This is a genomic window from Frigidibacter sp. SD6-1 (assembly GCF_030143255.1).
Taxonomy (GTDB): Bacteria; Pseudomonadota; Alphaproteobacteria; order Rhodobacterales; family Rhodobacteraceae; genus TMP-24.
Genome location: NZ_JARJNR010000008.1, coordinates 87,796 through 104,909, shown reverse-complemented (window position 1 = coordinate 104,909; position 17,114 = coordinate 87,796). Strand labels below are relative to the sequence as shown.

General features: G+C 68.0%; 14 protein-coding genes. All 14 read left to right on the top strand.

The window, feature by feature from the left end:
- Window positions 1-115 precede the first annotated feature (115 nt).
- Window positions 116-970: an FAD binding domain-containing protein gene (locus tag P0645_RS15525; RefSeq protein WP_284165497.1), complete on the top strand. Its 855-nt coding sequence runs from the start codon at window positions 116-118 to the stop codon at window positions 968-970.
- Entirely contained in the window at window positions 963-3,659 is a 2,697-nt protein-coding gene (locus P0645_RS15520; protein ID WP_284165496.1) for a molybdopterin-dependent oxidoreductase, read from the top strand. The genes P0645_RS15525 and P0645_RS15520 overlap by 8 nt, the downstream gene beginning before the upstream one ends.
- A 79-nt stretch (window positions 3,660-3,738) precedes the next feature.
- Window positions 3,739-5,184: a 6-hydroxynicotinate reductase gene (locus tag P0645_RS15515; RefSeq protein WP_284165495.1), complete on the top strand. Its 1,446-nt coding sequence runs from the start codon at window positions 3,739-3,741 to the stop codon at window positions 5,182-5,184.
- Complete coding sequence (locus tag P0645_RS15510; protein ID WP_284165494.1) at window positions 5,181-6,113, top strand: UPF0280 family protein; 933 nt, start codon at window positions 5,181-5,183, stop codon at window positions 6,111-6,113. Before P0645_RS15515 ends, P0645_RS15510 begins: the two co-directional genes overlap by 4 nt.
- Window positions 6,106-6,687, top strand: a complete 582-nt coding sequence (locus P0645_RS15505; protein WP_284165493.1) for an amino acid synthesis family protein — start codon at window positions 6,106-6,108, stop codon at window positions 6,685-6,687. Before P0645_RS15510 ends, P0645_RS15505 begins: the two co-directional genes overlap by 8 nt.
- The gene (locus tag P0645_RS15500; protein WP_284165492.1) at window positions 6,684-8,060 is read left to right on the top strand and encodes a hypothetical protein; all 1,377 of its coding nucleotides are present in this window, start codon (window positions 6,684-6,686) and stop codon (window positions 8,058-8,060) included. Before P0645_RS15505 ends, P0645_RS15500 begins: the two co-directional genes overlap by 4 nt.
- 85 nt (window positions 8,061-8,145) lie before the next feature.
- Complete coding sequence (locus P0645_RS15495; RefSeq protein ID WP_284165491.1) at window positions 8,146-9,426, top strand: ABC transporter substrate-binding protein; 1,281 nt, start codon at window positions 8,146-8,148, stop codon at window positions 9,424-9,426.
- A gap of 77 nt (window positions 9,427-9,503) precedes the next feature.
- A complete protein-coding gene (locus P0645_RS15490; RefSeq protein WP_284165490.1) occupies window positions 9,504-9,995 on the top strand; it encodes a hypothetical protein in 492 nt (163 codons plus the stop codon).
- A gap of 3 nt (window positions 9,996-9,998) precedes the next feature.
- Window positions 9,999-10,886 (top strand): branched-chain amino acid ABC transporter permease, encoded by an 888-nt coding sequence (locus tag P0645_RS15485; RefSeq protein WP_284165489.1) that lies wholly within the window; start codon window positions 9,999-10,001, stop codon window positions 10,884-10,886.
- Complete coding sequence (locus P0645_RS15480) at window positions 10,883-11,833, top strand: branched-chain amino acid ABC transporter permease (RefSeq protein WP_284165488.1); 951 nt, start codon at window positions 10,883-10,885, stop codon at window positions 11,831-11,833. Before P0645_RS15485 ends, P0645_RS15480 begins: the two co-directional genes overlap by 4 nt.
- On the top strand, window positions 11,830-12,540 hold the full coding sequence (locus P0645_RS15475) for an ABC transporter ATP-binding protein (protein WP_284165541.1): 711 nt from the start codon (window positions 11,830-11,832) through the stop codon (window positions 12,538-12,540). Before P0645_RS15480 ends, P0645_RS15475 begins: the two co-directional genes overlap by 4 nt.
- A gap of 28 nt (window positions 12,541-12,568) precedes the next feature.
- Window positions 12,569-13,264 carry an ABC transporter ATP-binding protein gene (locus tag P0645_RS15470; protein ID WP_502855144.1) on the top strand — a complete coding sequence of 232 codons (696 nt, stop codon included), beginning with the start codon at window positions 12,569-12,571 and terminating at the stop codon, window positions 13,262-13,264.
- Window positions 13,264-15,297, top strand: a complete 2,034-nt coding sequence (locus P0645_RS15465) for a hydantoinase/oxoprolinase family protein (RefSeq protein WP_284165487.1) — start codon at window positions 13,264-13,266, stop codon at window positions 15,295-15,297. The genes P0645_RS15470 and P0645_RS15465 overlap by 1 nt, the downstream gene beginning before the upstream one ends.
- The gene (locus P0645_RS15460; protein ID WP_284165486.1) at window positions 15,290-16,975 is read left to right on the top strand and encodes a hydantoinase B/oxoprolinase family protein; all 1,686 of its coding nucleotides are present in this window, start codon (window positions 15,290-15,292) and stop codon (window positions 16,973-16,975) included. Before P0645_RS15465 ends, P0645_RS15460 begins: the two co-directional genes overlap by 8 nt.
- The last annotated feature ends 139 nt before the right edge of the window (window positions 16,976-17,114 follow it).

Genomic DNA, 17,114 nt, shown 5'->3' with positions numbered 1-17,114 from the left:
GCTTTCCGCGGGCGAGGGTAGGGGAAGCGTGCTCTTCGATCATTGACAGAAGGGCAGGGTCGGCGCAGGATAATTTGCATGCAAATGATCCGGGGCCCGGGGAGGGGCTGAACGGATGGCGGGCGAGGCGGCATATGAACGGCCAGAAAGCCTGACCGGCGCGCTGCAGCTTCTGGCGCGGGGCGGCTGGACGCCTCTGGCCGGAGGAACGGACCTTTATCCGGCCACGGGCGGCCGCTCGCTGGGCGGCAATATCCTCGACCTGTCTGCCATCGAAGACCTTTCCGGCATCATCTCGGGTCGCGACGGTCTGCGGATCGGCGCCGGAACCACCTGGGCCGAGATTGCAACCGCCCGCCTGCCGCCCGCGCTTGCGGCTTTGCAGGAGGCCGCGCGCGAGGTCGGGGGACGGCAGATACAGAACGCGGGCACGATCGGCGGGAACCTGTGCAATGCCTCGCCCGCCGCCGATGGCGTGCCGCCTCTCCTGGCACTGGAGGCGGAGGTGGAGCTTGCGTCGCAGGCGGGCGTGCGCCGCCTTGCGCTCGGCGATTTCATCACCGGCCCGCGCCGCACCGCGCGCGCGTCCGGGGAGCTTCTGGTGGCCGTCCAAATCCCGCGCCCCGCGCTGATGGGGCGGTCGCACTTCCTGAAACTCGGCGCGCGGAAGTACCTTGTGATCTCGATAGCGTCGGTTGCCGTCCGGCTTCTGGAACGAGAGGGCCGTATCGCGCTTGCGCGGATCGCGGTGGGTTCCTGCGCGCCGGTGGCGCGGCGCCTTCCCGCGGTCGAGGCGGCGCTGGAAGGTGCAGCGCTCGCCGGGGCGGCGGGACAGGTGCGGGCCAGCGATGTCGCGGCGGCGCTCTCGCCCATCGACGATGTGCGGGCAACGGCGGCCTATCGGCTGGAAGCCGCGACCGAACTGGTGCGCCGAACGGTGGGCGCGCTTGCGGGAGGGCCGCATGGCTGAGGTGCGCTTTACCCTCAATGGTGCCCCCGTCGCCGTCGCAACCGCACCGACGCGGCGCCTGTCTGAGGTCCTGCGCGAGGACTGCGGCCTGACCGGCACCAAGGTCGGCTGCGACGCGGGCGATTGCGGCGCCTGTACGGTGCTGATCGACGGCGCGGCGCACTGCGCCTGTCTCACGCCAGCCGCACGGGTCCGGGGCAGCGACGTGCAGACCGTCGAGGCGGAGGACCCGGTCCTCGACCGGCTGCGCGCCGCCTTCCTGCGCCACGGCGCGGCGCAATGCGGCATCTGCACGCCTGGCATGCTGATGGCAGCCCGCGCGCTTCTCGCCGAGCGAGCCGCGCCGGGAAGACCGGAGGTCGAGGAGGCGCTTGGTGGTGTGCTCTGCCGCTGCACCGGCTATCAGAAGATCATTGCCGCGGTCCTTGACGCCGGAGCAGGTGGAGGCCGGGAGGCCCCGGATCAGGTCCGGGGCGGGGTTGGCGAGCGGACCTTGCGGCTGGACGGCGGCCCGAAGGTCGCGGGAAGCGACCGGTTCGGCGCGGATATCTGGCAGAGGGGCGGGCTTCTTCTGAAAGCCGTGCGCTCTCCCTTTCCCCATGCGGCCTTCGCCTTTGGCGATCTTGCGGCCTGGCTGGCCGCACGGCCGGGCGCCGCCCATGTCTTCACCGCCGCCGACATACCGGGCCGCAATGCCTTCGGCGTGATCCCGGCCTTTGCCGACCAGCCGGCGCTCGCCGAGGGGACCGCGCGTTTCCGGGGCGAGGCGGTCGCGCTCGTGGCCTTCGAGGATGACGGTTCCGATCCCGATCTCTCGGAGTTTCCGATCCACTGGACCGAACGGACTGCGCTTACCGATCCGGTCGTGGCGATCAAGGGCGCGCTTATCCATGGCGCCCGCCCGGGCAACCAGCTGACGCAAGGCTATGTGCGGCGCGGCGATGCCGGGGCCGCGCTCGCCGCCTCCGCCCATGTGGTCGAGGGCCATGTCGAGACCGCCTTCGTCGAACATGCCTATATCGAGCCGGAGGCGGGTGCGGCCTGGATGGACGGCGACATACTCGTCATCCGCGCCTGCACCCAGGCGCCCTACATGGACCGCGACGATACGGCCGCAATCCTTGGCCTGCCGCCCGACCGGGTACGGATCATCCCGTCTGCCGTCGGCGGTGGCTTCGGCTCGAAACTCGATATCTCGGTGCAGCCGCTTCTTGGCCTCGTCACACTGAAGACCGGTCGACCCTCCCGGATGATCTACAGCCGGACCGAAAGCATGGTGTCGACCACCAAGCGTCATCCGGCCTCGATCTCCGCGCGCCTCGGCTGCGATGCGCAGGGGCGCATCACCGCGCTCGACTTCGATGGCATCTTCAACACCGGCGCCTATTCGAGCTGGGGGCCGACGGTCGCGAACCGGGTCCCGGTCCACGCGACCGGCCCCTACCGCACTCCGCATGTCCGTGCCCGGGCGCGGGCGATCCATACAAATGGCCCGGTATCCGGCGCTTTCCGGGGCTTTGGCGTGCCGCAGGCGGCGGTGATGCAGGAAACGCTCTATGACCGGCTTGCCGAGAAGGCGGGCATCGACCGGCTGGAGTTCCGGCTCAGGAACGCGCTCTGCGACGGTGACCTCTCGGCGACCGGCCAGGTGATGGAGGCGACGGGCATCCACGCGTGCCTCACGGCCCTTCGCCCGCACTGGACGCGCGCGCTGGCCGACGCCGCTGCGGCCCCGGATGGCCAGACACGTCGCGGCGTCGGACTTGCCTCCTGCTGGTATGGCTGCGGCAACACTTCGCTGCCGAACCCCTCGACCATCCGCATCGGCCTGACGCCCGAAGGGCGCCTCGTCCTGCATCAGGGCGCGACCGACATCGGGCAGGGCTCCAATACCGTCATCACCCAGATCGCGGCCGAGGCGCTCGGCCTGCCGGTCGGGAAATTCACCCTCGTCGGCCCCGACACGGCGCTGTCGCCCGACGCGGGCAAGACCTCGGCCTCGCGCCAGACCTATGTGACGGGTCGCGCCGCCGAGGCGGCCGCCCGCACGCTCCGCGCCCTGATCCTGCGGCTTGGAAACTGGGGGGACGATGCGCGCCTGAGCCTCGACGGCCCGCTGCTCGGGTCCGCCAGCGGCAGCATCGACCTCTCGCGCCTGCCCTCCGATGCGCGGGGCTATGTCCTGTCGGCGGAAGAGACCTACGATCCGCCCACCACGGCGCTCGACGACAATGGGCAGGGCAGGCCCTACGCCGTCTACGGCTATGGCGCGCAGATGGTGGAACTCACGGTCGACACGGGCCTCGGTAGGGTGAAGCTTCTCAAGATCACCGCCGCCCATGACGTCGGCCGCGCCATCAACCCCACCCTGGTCGAGGGCCAGATCGAGGGCGGCATCGCCCAGGGCATCGGCATGGCGCTGATGGAGGATTACATCCCCGGCCGGACCGAGAACCTGCACGACTATCTCATCCCCACGACCGGCGATGTGCCACCGATCGAGAGCCTGATCGTCGAGGTCGCGCACCCCGAAGGCCCGTTCGGCGCCAAGGGCCTCGGCGAACATGTGCTCATCCCGACCGCGCCCGCGATCCTGAACGCCATCCGCCATGCCACCGGCGCCCTGCCGTCCCGCCTGCCGGTCCTGCCGCACCGGCTTCTGGCCGCCATGAAGGGAGAAGACGCATGATCCTTCTTCTTTGCCCAAATACTCCCGGGGGTGCGGGGGCGGCGTCCCCGCCCGGCGGACAGCGCACGGGACACCTGGCATGAGCGACCCCGCCGAAAAGATCCGCTGCGATGCCTGCCCGGTGATGTGCTACATCGCGCCCGGTCAGACCGGCGCCTGCGACCGCTATGCCAACGACCGGGGCCGGATCGTGCGCTGCGATCCCGTCACGATCCTGTCGAGGACGCTGGAACAGGGCGGCCGGATCGTGCCCTTCGCGGGCCCCGCCTGGGACGGCGAGATCATCCGCCCGGCCGACGCCTTCGTGACCGGCATCGGTGCAGGGACCACTTACCCGGACTACAAGCCTGCGCCCTTCATCGTCTCGTCCCGCATCGAGGGGGCCGACATGGTCACGGTCGTGACCGAGGCGATATTTTCCTACTGCGGCGTCAAGGTGAAGATCGACACCGACCGCTTCCTCGGCCCCGAAGGCGCCACGGTCCGGGCCGACGGCGAACCCATAGGCCATGTCACCACCGCCGAATACGGCAGCCAGATGCTGTCGCTCGGCGGTGTCCACCACCTGACCGGCGGGTCGAAGCCCGAGGGCCGGGTGACCTGCGCCGCGCTGCTGGCGCTCTGCAACGGCGAGGCCGTGACGCTCGCCATCGACGGCGGCTCGACGGTCATCGTCCAGGCGGGCCGCGCGCCCGTCGTCGACGGCAGGGAAGAGCACCGGATGCGGGTCGGCTGCGGGTCCGCGACCATCGGCATGTTCGCCGCGCAATGGCAGGGGCTGGTCGACGAGGTCGTCGTGGTCGACGACCATATCACCGGGGTCGTGTCGGAACATCAGGCGGGCAAGGTTCTGGGCTGGCAGGCCACGGGCATCAGGGTCAAGGGCCACAGATCCACCCCCGGCCGCTATTTCCGCGTCTCCGAACCCGGCCTCGGCTGGGGCGGCACCTGCATCACCGACCCATTGGAAATCCTCGGTCCCTGGGAGGCCAAGCGCGGCGCGCGGCCGGGGCTCACGCTCCTCATGGTCTCCACCACCGGCGAGGAATATGCCTATTACGTCCTGGACGCGGCGCTGCAGCCGGTGCGCCAGCCTCTGCCCGAAACCCTGCAGGCGACGGTGCGGCTCATTGACGAGAATTGCGAACCCTCGCTTTGCACGGTTCTTTTCATGGGCGGGGCAGGCGGCTCGCTCAGGGCCGGCGTCACGCGGAACCCGGTGCGCCTGACCCGCTCGGTGCAGGGCCGCGAGACGCGGCTGACCTCGGGCGGCGCGCCCTGCTTTGTCTGGCCGGGCGGCGGCATCACCTTCATGGTCGATGTCACCCGCCTGCCACGCGGCGCCTTCGGCTATGTGCCGACCCCGGCCCTCGTCGCGCCGCTCGAATTCACCCTCGCGCGCGAGGCCTATGTGGCGCTTGGCGGGCACGAGGGCGCGATCCGCTCGCTCGAAGAGATTGCCGAGACCGGGGGCGAATATGCCACGGCCGGGCGCCTTGAAAGCTGGCCGGGGGGCGACGAATGACCGCCACCGCCCGCCTTCTGCCTGATGGTCGCCTGCACCTGCAGCACGGGCCGATGGATCTGATCGTCGAGGCCTGGGGCGCGCCGGATGCTGTCCGCGCCGCCTACACCCGGGCCTGGGCCGCGTTCGAGCCGCTCCTCGCCCTGCTCGTCGCGGAACTTCCGGCGCTTCGCGCCTCGGACGGGGCGCCTGTGAGCGGGCGGGTCGCCCGGGCGATGGCGGCGGCCGTCCGGCCCTACCGGCCCGCCTTCATCACGCCGATGGCCGCTGTCGCGGGCGCGGTCGCCGACGAGGTGCTCGCTTCGCTCGCCGGGCCGGGCATCACCAGGGCCTATGTGAACAACGGCGGCGACATCGCGCTTTACCTCACGCCGGGCGAGAGCCTGACTGCCGCCATCGCCGCCCGCGCGGGCCTGCCGGACCGCGTCACGATCAGCCATGACGATCCGGTGCGCGGCATCGCCACCTCGGGCTGGCGGGGCCGCTCCTTCTCGCTCGGCATCGCCGATGCGGCCACTATCCTTGCACCCACCGCAGCGATGGCCGATGCCGCCGCCACGATCATCGCCAATGCCGTCGACCTGCCCGGCCATCCGGCGATCACCCGCCAACCGGCCGCCCAGATCAAGGCCGACAGCGATCTCGGCACCCGCCTCGTCACGACCGGCGTCGGCAGGCTTGGCGCGACCGACTGCGACAGCGCCCTGGAAAACGGCCTGCGCTGCGCCCGCGCCCTGCAATCCCGAAGGCTGATCATAGCCGCCGCGCTCTGCCTTCAGGGCCGGATCCGGACGCTTTCCCCTTCCGTTTCCCTCTCTCTTTCGTTCACAAATATCCCGGGTGGGGTCCGGGGAGGGCAGCGCCCTCCCCGGCGGATCGCCGCCAAAGGCGGCGAAACCCTTGCCCGAAAGGAGCTGACCCTTGCCTGACTTCGCCCTGCGCAAACTCTCGATCCTGATCGAGGAAGTCCACCATGACGGCGGCCCGCCCGCCGACCCGCCGCGCGGCCGGGCGGCGATCCTCGCGCTCTGCGCCAACCCGTTCTCGGGCCGCTACGCGCCCGACCTGCAACCGGCGATGGAGACCCTCAAGCCCCTCGGCCTGATGATGACCGACCGGCTGATCGCCGCGCTCGGCGGGCCGCAGGGGATCGACGCCTATGGCAAGGGGGCGATCGTCGGCGCGGGCGGAGAGGCCGAACATGGCGCGCTCTGGCATGTGCCGGGCGGCTATGCGATGCGCGAGCGCCTCGGCGAAAGCCGCGCCATCGTGCCCTCGGCGATGAAAGTGGGCGCGATGGGCGCCACGCTCGACGTGCCTCTGGGCCATATCAACGCCGCCTATGTGCGCAGCCATTTCGATGCGATGACCGTCCAGATGCCGGACGGTCCGCGCGCCGACGAGATCCTCTTCGTCCTCGCCATGGCGAAGGGCGGACGGGTCCATTCCCGCATGGGCGGGCTCGAGGTCTGGCAGGTCAAGGGCGAGGACGGGTTGCGGTGAGGGGCAGGGCGACAGCGGCGGCGGCAGCGCTCGCCCTCGTGCCGGGGGCGGCGCTCGCGCATGCCTCGCAGCGCGCCGTCCTCCTGACCCTGCCGACCAAGGGGTTCGTCTGGGCGGCGGCGATCGTTGTCGCGTTGACCGCGCTCCTCTCGGGCGTGACGCGCCGTGGCCCCGCCTTCGAGGCGCGAAGCCTCTTCAGCCGCCCACGCCTCTGTCCCGATGGTCTGACAAGCTGGCTGTCGGCTGCCGTCCTTCTCCTCCTCGTCTATGCGGGCCTTTACGGCACACATGATCCTTATCGAAATCCCCTGCCGCTCTGGATCTGGACGGTACTCTGGGTCGGCCTCACCGCCCTTCAGGCGTTTTTCGGCAATCTCTGGCGCGACCTCGATCCCTGGCGCGGGCCGGTCCGCGCCTGTCGCGCGCTTCTGGGCCGGACCGGCGGCATGGGTCTTGCGCGCCTTGGCCAATGGCCCGCCGCCCTCGGCTTTCTGGCCTTCGCCTGGTTCGAGATCGTCTCTCTCTCGCCAGACGATCCGGCGGAACTGGCCCTCATCGTCGCGTTTTACTGGCTTGCAATCTTCCTTCTCGCCGTGGCCGAGGGTGAGGGTTGGCTGAGGCAGGGCGAGTTCCTGACGGTCTTCTTTGCCAATGTGGCGCGGATCGCACCCTTCTGGGCCGACTATGAGGGCAGGAGAGTGACGGTGAAGGCCGGACTGCCGGGCGCGCAGGTGGCGGGGCTGCCGCCGCTTTCCGGTTCTGCCATTGCCTTCCTCATGCTGATGATCGCCTCGGTCAGCTTCGACGGGCTGCATGAAACCTACCTCTGGGTGGCGGCCATTGGCCTCAACCCGCTCGACTATCCAGGGCGGTCGGCGGTCATGGTGGTGAACACGGCGGGCCTTCTTGCCGCCTGGGCGATCATGGCCGGGCTGATCTGCGGGGCGGTGGCGCTCGCGGTCCGGGCGGAACGCGTGACGCTTGCACAGATTCTGGGTCCGCTGGCGCTCTCATTCCTGCCTATCGCTGCGGGCTATCATGTTGCCCATTATCTGACCGCTCTCCTGACCCAGGGCCAATATGCGATCGCCGCGCTTTCCGACCCGCTGGCGCGCGGCGACGACCTCCTCGGGCTCGGGCCGCATTGGGTGGGTTTCGGCTTCCTGACCGACCACGATGCCGTCTGGCGAATCTGGATCCTGCAGTTCGCGATCATCCTCGGCGCGCATGTGGTGGCGGTTCTCTTGTCGCACCGGATCGCGGCGAATGCCGGGCTCCGGCTGACGCCATGGCGCGAAATGCCGCTGACGCTCTTGATGGTCCTTTACACCTGCTTCGGCCTGTGGCTATTGGCCACGCCCGCAATTGGTTGATTTATAACGGTTTTTATATGCACACACGCAAACCGGAAAACAGGCGCGGGCACAAGACCCGCGTCCCGACAGAGAGGAGACGGACATGACCAAAGGACTGACCCTCACGCCCACCCGCCGCACGGTGCTTGCGGGCATGGGCGCCGCCACGGCGGCAAGCTTCTTCCCGGGCTACACGAACGCCCAATCGTCCGAGCCGATCCGGCTTGGCTTCCAGCTGCACCGCACCGGCATCGGCGCGGCTTATGGCCGCTGGTACGAACGCACCGCGACCGCCGCGCTTGCCCGCATGAACGCGGCAGGCGGCATCGGCGGGCGGCCGGTCGAGATCCTGTTCGAGGATGACGGCACCGACCCGGCGCGGGGCGCCGAGGTCTTCGGCAAGCTTGCCACGCAGTCGAACTGTGACCTCGTCTTCGGTGCGCTCTTCAGCCATGTCGTGATCGGCACCGCGCCGCGCGCGGCGGAACTGAAAGTGCCCTATCTCGTCTGTTCGGAGGGCCACCATGTCGCCTCAGGCATGCTGAACCGCTGGACCCTGCAGCCCGGCATCACCGACGTGAAGAGCCAGGTGCAGGCGATGGCGCCCTTCGTGACCTCGAACCTCGGCAAGAAGGTCACGATGATCTTCCCGGACTTCGCCTTCGGTCATGACCACCGCGACTATTTCACCGCTGCCTGCACCGCCCAGGGCGGCGAGGTCATCGCCCAGATCGCGATCCCGCCGACGGAAACCTCGTTCACCCGTTACTTCCCGCAGATCCCGGCGGAGACCGAGGTGATCTATCACGTCATGGTCGGCCCGGCGGTCCTGACCTTCGTCAAGGAACTGGGCGAATTCTACGGCTCGGGCGCGCGGCCCCAGCTTTTCGGCTTCATCGATTCGCTCGAGGCGGTGGACATCAATTCGGCGGGCCTCGAATTCCTCGATGGTTCGCACTTCTGGGAAGCCCATCCGCGCTACAAGCAGGCCGATGCGTCCGAGGCCGAAACCGCCTATCGCGCGGCCGTGGGCGTCGATGACAATGGGGCTTCGGTCGGCGACGCGGCCGATGTGGCGACCTACAGCCACATGTTCTCGGTCTGGGAGACGCTTTCCGTCATCAAGGCGGGGATGGAGGCTGCAGGCTATACCGGTGCCGCCGACCGCCAGAAGCTGGTGGAAGCCATCGAGGCGATGACCGGGTTCGAGGAAGGCGAGGATCATCCGCAGGGCGCCAAGACCTTCAACGGCAAGACCCACCAGGCCTTCGGCATCCAGAACATCACCAAGGTCGAGGGCGGCAGGCTGGTGGTCGCGCACACGGCCTCGGTCGAGGACGGGATGTATCCCGACGAGGTCGACTACACCTCGCAGAACTTTTGAACTTTTGGGGCCGCCCCATGGGCGGCCCTGTCCGACCCGCTATTTGCCCTCAGATTTCAGCGTGGCCAAGGCCGACAATGAAGAACATGTCCATTTCATTTCACTTTGGGGCCAACGCCCCGCTCCGAGGGTGGAGGTGCTTCCCCGGCGAGGAAGACTCCAGCACAGCTGTGCTGGTTCACGAGGATGGAGAGCAGTGGGTCAGGAAGGGAAGTTCGCGCCGTATCGAGGAATTGTTTGATCCGCATATCAAAGCGGGTCGAAATGAATGGGCACAACTCTCCGTGCGGCTTGATGGCGTTGCACTCTATTTCTGGCTTCCAGAAGAGCTTGACCATGTTTGCTCCGTGTTTGCGATGCAGCCGTTTCCTACCGCCCTCGGCCTCACGCGAGGTGAAGAATTCGAAACCACATTGAACAAGCATTGGCTGAGTAGCCTACCTGCCTGCGCAAAAAAAGCTAAGTTTCGAGGTCGGTTCCTGAAGCTCGTTCGCTCCCAGCCGGTGGCGCTACAGTCGTTCAAAGCTTTCTACGAGCGGCACCAACCGGTTGATGGAACGGAGCGCTAGCAAATGGATTTCGGGCCGCTTCTTCTGCTGGCGATCCTGGAAGGGACAGTGACGGCCGCGGTGCTGGCGCTGACGGCGGTCGGCCTTTCGCTGACCTTCGGCATCATGCGGGTGGTGAATGTCGCGCATGGCGAGTTCTTCATGCTCGGCGCCGTTCTCGCCTGGTTCGTCAGCCAGTGGTTTCCCGACGCGCCGCTTCTGGCTTTCCTTCTGGCCATGGTCATCTGCCCGCTGGTCGTTGCGGGTGTCGCGGTGCTGGCGGATGTGCTGATCCTGAAGCGGCTGAACTATGAACCCGAGGCGACCATCGTCGCCACCATCGGGCTTCTCTACATCTTCCAGCAGGCGGCGCTCAGCTTCTTCGGCCCGAACGCGCGCCCCGTGGCGCCGCCCTTCAACTTCCGCGTCCAGCTGCCCTGGTTCGGCTATTCCGGCTACAAGCTTTTCGTGATCCTCGCCGCAGGGGTCCTGCTGCTCCTCGTCTGGCTCCTGATCGCGCGCACGAAGATCGGCCTCGTGATGCGCGCGACGCAGATCGACCGGACGACGGCGCGGGCATTTGGCATCAATGTCGACCGGGTCTATGCGATGACATTCGGCATCGGCGCGGGGCTGGCGGCGATTGCGGCGGTACTGGTCGTGCCGATCCAGCAGGCACATTACCTGATGGGCGGCGATCCACTGCTTTTGTCCTTCATCGTGGTCATTCTCGGCGGGCTTGGCACTCTCAGGGGGACGCTGATTGCCGCGCTGCTCATCGGCCTTCTCGACGGACTGCTCTCGACCGCCTTCTTCTTTCCGCCGACCTTCGCGAAGATCATGGCCACGCTTCTGGTGGCCCTTGTCCTCGTCTTCCGGCCCGAGGGCCTTTTTGGCAGGCGGACCGCATGACGGACCGTGCGCTTCTGTCCCATCTCGGGCTTCTGGCCGTTCTCTTCGCCGCGCACTGGCTTCTGCCCGCCTACCATCACGATGCGGTCGCGAAGGTGCTGGTCCTGTCGGTCTATGCGATGGGCTACAACATCGCTTTCGGCTACACCGGTATGCTGTCACTCGGGCATGCGCTTTTCTTCGCGGCCGGGCTTTATGGCGCGGCGATGCCACTGACGCTTTGGGGTTGGACGGGCGGAACGGCGCTGGCGGCGGGCTTGGTCGCGGGCACTGCGATGGCGGCGGCGGTGGGGCTCTTGGCGCTTCGGACGCGGGGCGTGTCCTTCATGATCGTGACCCTGATGTTCGCGCAGGCGTTCTATCTGACCATCCTTTATCTTGGCCGCTGGACGCGCGGCGACGAGGGGATCGTCATCGCCCAGCCGCTGCGTCAGGTCGCGGGGTTCGATCTGTCGAACGGTGCGACCCGCTATCTCGCGGCGCTTCTCCTCTTCGCGTTGGCTCTTCTTCTTTGCCTGCGCCTCGTCCGCGCGCCTTTCGGCCGGGTGATGGTGGCGATGCGCGAGAATGAGGAGCGTGCGCGGATGCTGGGTTACAACCCCTTCACCGTCAAACTCGCGGCGCTGACCCTCTCGGGCCTATATTCCGGGGCGGCGGGGGCGGCCTATGCGCTGATGTTCGGCTATGCGGGCGCCTCGCTTGCAGGCGTGCAATATTCGATCCTGCCGATGCTCTGGGTCCTGCTCGGCGGGGCGGGGACGGTGGCGGGGCCGTTCCTTGGATGCCTGCTGATGTTCTACCTGATCGACTATGCCTCGGCCCTCACCTCCGCCACGCTTCTGGTGGTGGGCGTGGCGCTTGTCGCACTGGTCCTCTTCGCACCGAAGGGCGCCCTTGGCGCGCTGCGCGAGCGGCTCGGGAAGGAGGGGCGCATATGGCTTCCCTGACCCTTCTCGAAGCGCGCGGCCTCGTCCGGCATTTCGGCGGGCTGAAGGCGGTCGATGGCGTGGATTTCGACCTGGCAGAGGGCGAGATCCATGCGCTGATCGGGCCGAACGGCGCGGGCAAGACGACCTTCGTGAGCCTTCTGTCCGGGCGCACCCCGGTGCAGTCCGGCACGATCCGCTTCGAGGGCCGGGACATCACGCGCCTGCCGGCCCATGTCCGCGTTCGGCAGGGCATCGCCTATACGTTCCAGATCACCCAAGTCTTCGCCAACCTTACAGTCTTCGATAATGTGGCCCTGGCCGTGCAGGGCAGGGGCGCATCGAAGCGGCTTGCCCGCGAGACCCGCGCGGCGCTCGACCGCGTCGGCCTTGGCGACCGTGCCGACGACGTGGCGGGCACACTTTCCTACGGCCATCAGCGCCTGCTTGAGATTGCCATGGGCCTTGCGCTCAACCCGCGCCTGCTCATCCTCGACGAGCCGACGCAGGGGCTGGCGATCGGCGAGATCGAGGCATTCAAGCGGCTGATCGAAGGGCTGGTGCCGGAACGGACGGTGCTGCTGATCGAGCACAATATGGATGTGGTGATGGACCTGGCCCACAGGATCACCGTCCTGAACTTCGGCCAGGTGCTGGCGACCGGCACGCCCGAGGCGATCCGCGCGAATGCCGCCGTTCAGGCCGCCTATCTCGGGGGGCAGGCATGAGCGGGCCTTGGTCGCGATGGGTGCGGTCATGCTGAGGGTCAGCGCCATTCATGCGGGCTACGGCCCGGTGCAGGTCCTGAACGGCCTGACGCTTGAGGTGAGCGAGGGCGAGGTTCTCTGCCTCATGGGCCGCAACGGCGCGGGCAAGACGACGCTTCTGAGGGCAATCATGGGGCTGATCCCGCTTACAGGCGGTGAAGTGATGCTGGATGGGGAAGTCATTTCGACGCTGCCCGCCCATGAGGTCCCCAAACGCGGCGTGGGCCTTGTCCCGCAAGGACGGCGGCTTTTCGGCGATCTGACGGTGGCCGAGAACCTAGAGGTCGGGCTGATGACAAGGGGCCGGGGCGCGCGGGTGCGCGACCATGTGCTGACACTCTTCCCGCGTCTGCGCGAGCGTCTCTCCCAGGTCTCGCGCACCCTGTCGGGCGGCGAACAGCAGATGCTGGCCATCGCCCGCGCGCTATGTCTTGAGCCGAAGGTGCTTCTTCTCGACGAACCGACCGAAGGGCTGCAGCCCTCGATGATCGCGCTCATCCGCGACACGGTGCGCGACCTGAAGGCGACGGGCGTAGCCACGATCCTGATCGAACAAAGGGTGGATGTGGCGCTGTCGGTCGCCGACCGGATCGGTTTCGTTTCGGCGGGCGCGGTCGCCGAGGTGGCGGAAGCAGCGGCGCTGACCGCAACCGCGCCGCAGTTCCAGACCTATGTGGGGGTGTGATGGCGGGGCTGGTCGCGGGTGTGGACGTCGGCGGAACCTTCACCGATCTGGTGATCTTCGATGCAGTAAGCGGCGGCGTAAAGCTCGCCAAGGTACCGACGACGCTCGACAATCAGGCGTTCGGCGTGCTTGGTGCCTTCGACGAGGCGGGGGCAGACCTCGGCGCACTCGACCTGATCGTCCATGGCACCACGACGACAACGAACGCCGTCCTTGAACGCAAACTCGCGCGCACCGGCCTGATTGCGACGGAAGGGTTCCGCGACGTGCTGGAGTTGGGGCGCCGCACCCGCCCGCAGCCCTATGGCATGACGGGCCGCTTCGTTCCGGTCATCCCGCGCGACCTGCGGCTGGAAGTGCCGGAACGGATGGACGCGCGGGGCAGGGTACTGACCCCCCTTGATGAAGAGGCACTCGCCACGGCGGTGCGGCAGCTTCTGGATCGGGGCTGCGAAAGCCTTGTCATCCACTTCCTGCATTCCTATGCCAATCCGGCGCATGAACTGCGCGCGGGCGAGATTGCCGCGCGGCTCTGGCCCAACCGCTATGTGACGCTCGGCCATGCGCTCCTCTCCGAAAGCCGCGAGTTCGAACGGGGCGTGACAGCCGCCGTCAATGCCTCGGTCCAGCCGCTTCTGGAACGCTACATGGCGCGGCTCTCGGACGAACTCACCGCACGCGGCTACGGGCGCGAGCTTCTGGTGATGAACGGCAATGGCGGCATGGTTTCGGCCCGCTCCGTCGCCCGCGAGGCGGTCAAGACGGTGATGTCCGGCCCAGCCTCGGGCGTGATGGCTGCCGTCTATACCGGGCGGCGGGCGGGGATGGACAATCTTGTCACCTACGACATGGGCGGCACCTCGACCGATGTCGCGATGATCCGGGCGGGCAGGGCGCCCGTGTCGAACGAGATCGAGGTCGAATATGCGATGCCGATCCATGTGCCGATGGTCGATGTCCGGACCGTGGGCGCGGGGGGCGGGTCAATCGCCCGGGTCGATCAGGGCGGCATGCTGCGCGTGGGCCCTGAAAGCGCGGGGTCCCAGCCAGGACCGATCTGCTACGGGCGCGGCGGGACGGAGCCGACGATTTCCGACGCGAATGTGCTTCTTGGTCGCCTGTCGCCCACGCGCTTCGGCCATGCGCTTGACCGGGTTCGTGAGGCCTTCGCCAGGCGGATCGGCGCGCCCCTGGGCCTGTCGGCCGAGCAGGCGGCAGAGGCGGTGCTGACGCTTGGCAATATCCATATGGCGGGCGCGATCCGCATGGTCTCGATCTCGGTCGGCGCCGACCCGCGCGATTTCGCGCTTTTCGCCTTCGGCGGCGCGGGACCTTTGCACGCCACGGCGCTCGCGCGCGAACTGGCGATCCCGAAGGTTCTGATCCCGGCGCGGCCCGGCATCACCAATGCTTTGGGTTGCGTGGTGGCAGACCTGAGGCACGATTTCGTGCGCACCCTGAACCGCCCGCTTGATGGCGCCGACATGGACGAGGTCCATGCGATCTGGGCCGCGCAGGAGGCCGAGGGTCGTCGGCTGATCGGTGACGAGCGGATCGAAGTCCGCGAACTGCGGACGGAATTCACCGCCGACATGCAATTCATCGGCCAGACCCATCTTCTGCGCGTCCGCCTGCCGGACGGCGCGCCCACGCGGGAGGCGCTGCAAGCGGCGTTCGAACGCGCCTATTTCGACCGGTTCCGCGTCGATCTGCCGACGATCCGCGCCAATCTCGTGAACCTCAATTGCTCGGTCATCGGCGAACGTCCCGCCATCGACCTTTCCACCCTCATCGACCCCGCCGGGCGCCGCCAGACCCTGACCGATGCCCGGACCGGCACCCGCCCCGTCTGGTTCGGCGGCTGGGTGGAGACGCCGGTCTACTGGCGCGACCATCTGCCAGCGGACGCACGCCTTACCGGCCCCGCGATCATCGAGCAGATGGACACGACCATCGTGATCGAGCCCGGCGACCGGGTCGAGACCGATGCCGAGGGCAACCTGATCGTGACGGTAGGAGGCACACATGCTTGACCCGGTCACCCTCGCCGTCATCCAGGCGGGCCTGCAACAGGTCTGCGACGAGATGGACCTGTCCTTTTCCCGCGCCGCCTTCTCGCCGGTGATCGCCGAAGCCGACGACCGGTCGGACGGGATCTACGACGCAGTCGACGGAAGCCTGATCGCGCAAGGCTCGCGCGGCCTGCCCGTCTTCGTCGGCACCATGCAGTTCTCGACCCGCCATATCATCGAACGGATTGCGTCGGGCCTTACCAAGCCGCCGGAAGAGGGCGATATCTACATCGTCAACGACCCCTATCTTGGCGGCACCCACCTGATGGATGTGCGCTTCGCCATGCCTTTCTACCGACAGGGCGAGATCTTCTGCTGGCTCTCCAACACCGGCCACTGGCCCGATACAGGCGGCGCGGTGCCGGGCGGCTTTTCGGCAAGCGCGATCAGCGCCGAACAGGAGGGGCTGCGCCTGCCCCCGGTCAAGCTTTTCAAGAAGGGCGTGCTGCAGGACGAACTCTGGCAGGTCATCTGCTCGAACATCCGCGTCAGCGAACAAAGGATCGGCGACGTGAAGGCGCAGGCCGCGGCGCTTCTCGTGGGCGCCGAACGGCTGACCACGATTCTCGACCGCTATGGTGACGGGACAGTGCGCGCGGCGATCGCCGAAATGCGCCGCCGCGCCGCGCGCCAGATGGAGGCGAACCTGCGCCTGATCCCCGAGGGCCTGTGGACCGCGCGCGCCCATATCGACAGCGACGGCGTGGTGAACGAACCCCTGACCATCGCGCTGGCCGTCACCCGGCAGGACGGCCGCCTGACCTTCGATTTCGCGGGCACCTCGGCGCCCTGCATGGGGCCGATGAACTCGGTCCGCGCCACCACCTTCTCGGCGGTCTATCTCGCCATGCGCCATATCTTCCCAGACGTGCCGATGTCGGCTGGCGCGTTTGAGCCGTTCGAGATCGTGAATATCGAGGGCACCTTCCTTGACGCCCAGTATCCGCGCCCCGTTTCGGGGTGTGCCGCAGAAGTCAGCCAGAGGATCGCCGAAGCCGTCTTCGCAGCCCTTGTCGCGGCGCTGCCCGACCGCGTCACCGCCGCGCCCGCCGGAACCTCGGGCAATTTCGGCCTGGGCGGCCACGATCCCGAACGCGGCCGCGACTATGTGATGTATCAGATTTCCGGCGGCGGCTATGGCGGCAATGCCGACCACGACGGGCTCTCGAACGGCTGCTCGACCATCGGCATTTCGAAGGCGCCGCCGGTCGAGATCATGGAACAGACCTATCCGGTCCTTTACCGCCGCTATGCGTTGCATGAGGGCTCGGGCGGGGCAGGCGAACATCGCGGGGGCTTCGGCCTCGATTACGAGATCGAGCTCCTGCGCGGCAGCGCGCGGGCGAGTTTTGTCATGGACCATGGCCTCACCGGCCCGCAAGGCGCGCTTGGCGGCGCGGACGGCGCGGTGAACCGGGTCGAGATCATCACGCCCGAAGGCACGATCGTACCCGAGCATCTCTCCAAGGCGCAGGACATCCCGCTCAACCCCGGCGATCGGGTCCGCGTCCGCACCCCTGGCGGCGGCGGCTATGGCGATCCGGCCCGGCGCGACCCGGCGTCGGTGGCCGAGGATGTGCGCCTTGGCCGCTACAGCGCCACCGACGCGCGCCGCCTCTTCCCCGGCCTGCACCGCTGAGCCGCAGGCGCGCGCCTTCCATGCCTCACTTTCTGTCCGGAAATACTCCGGGGGGTCGCGGGGGGCAGAGCCCCCCGCGCGGATCGGCCCGCGCGAAGCGCGGGGCGAAATACCTCACATCCCATGCTGACGCCGGGTA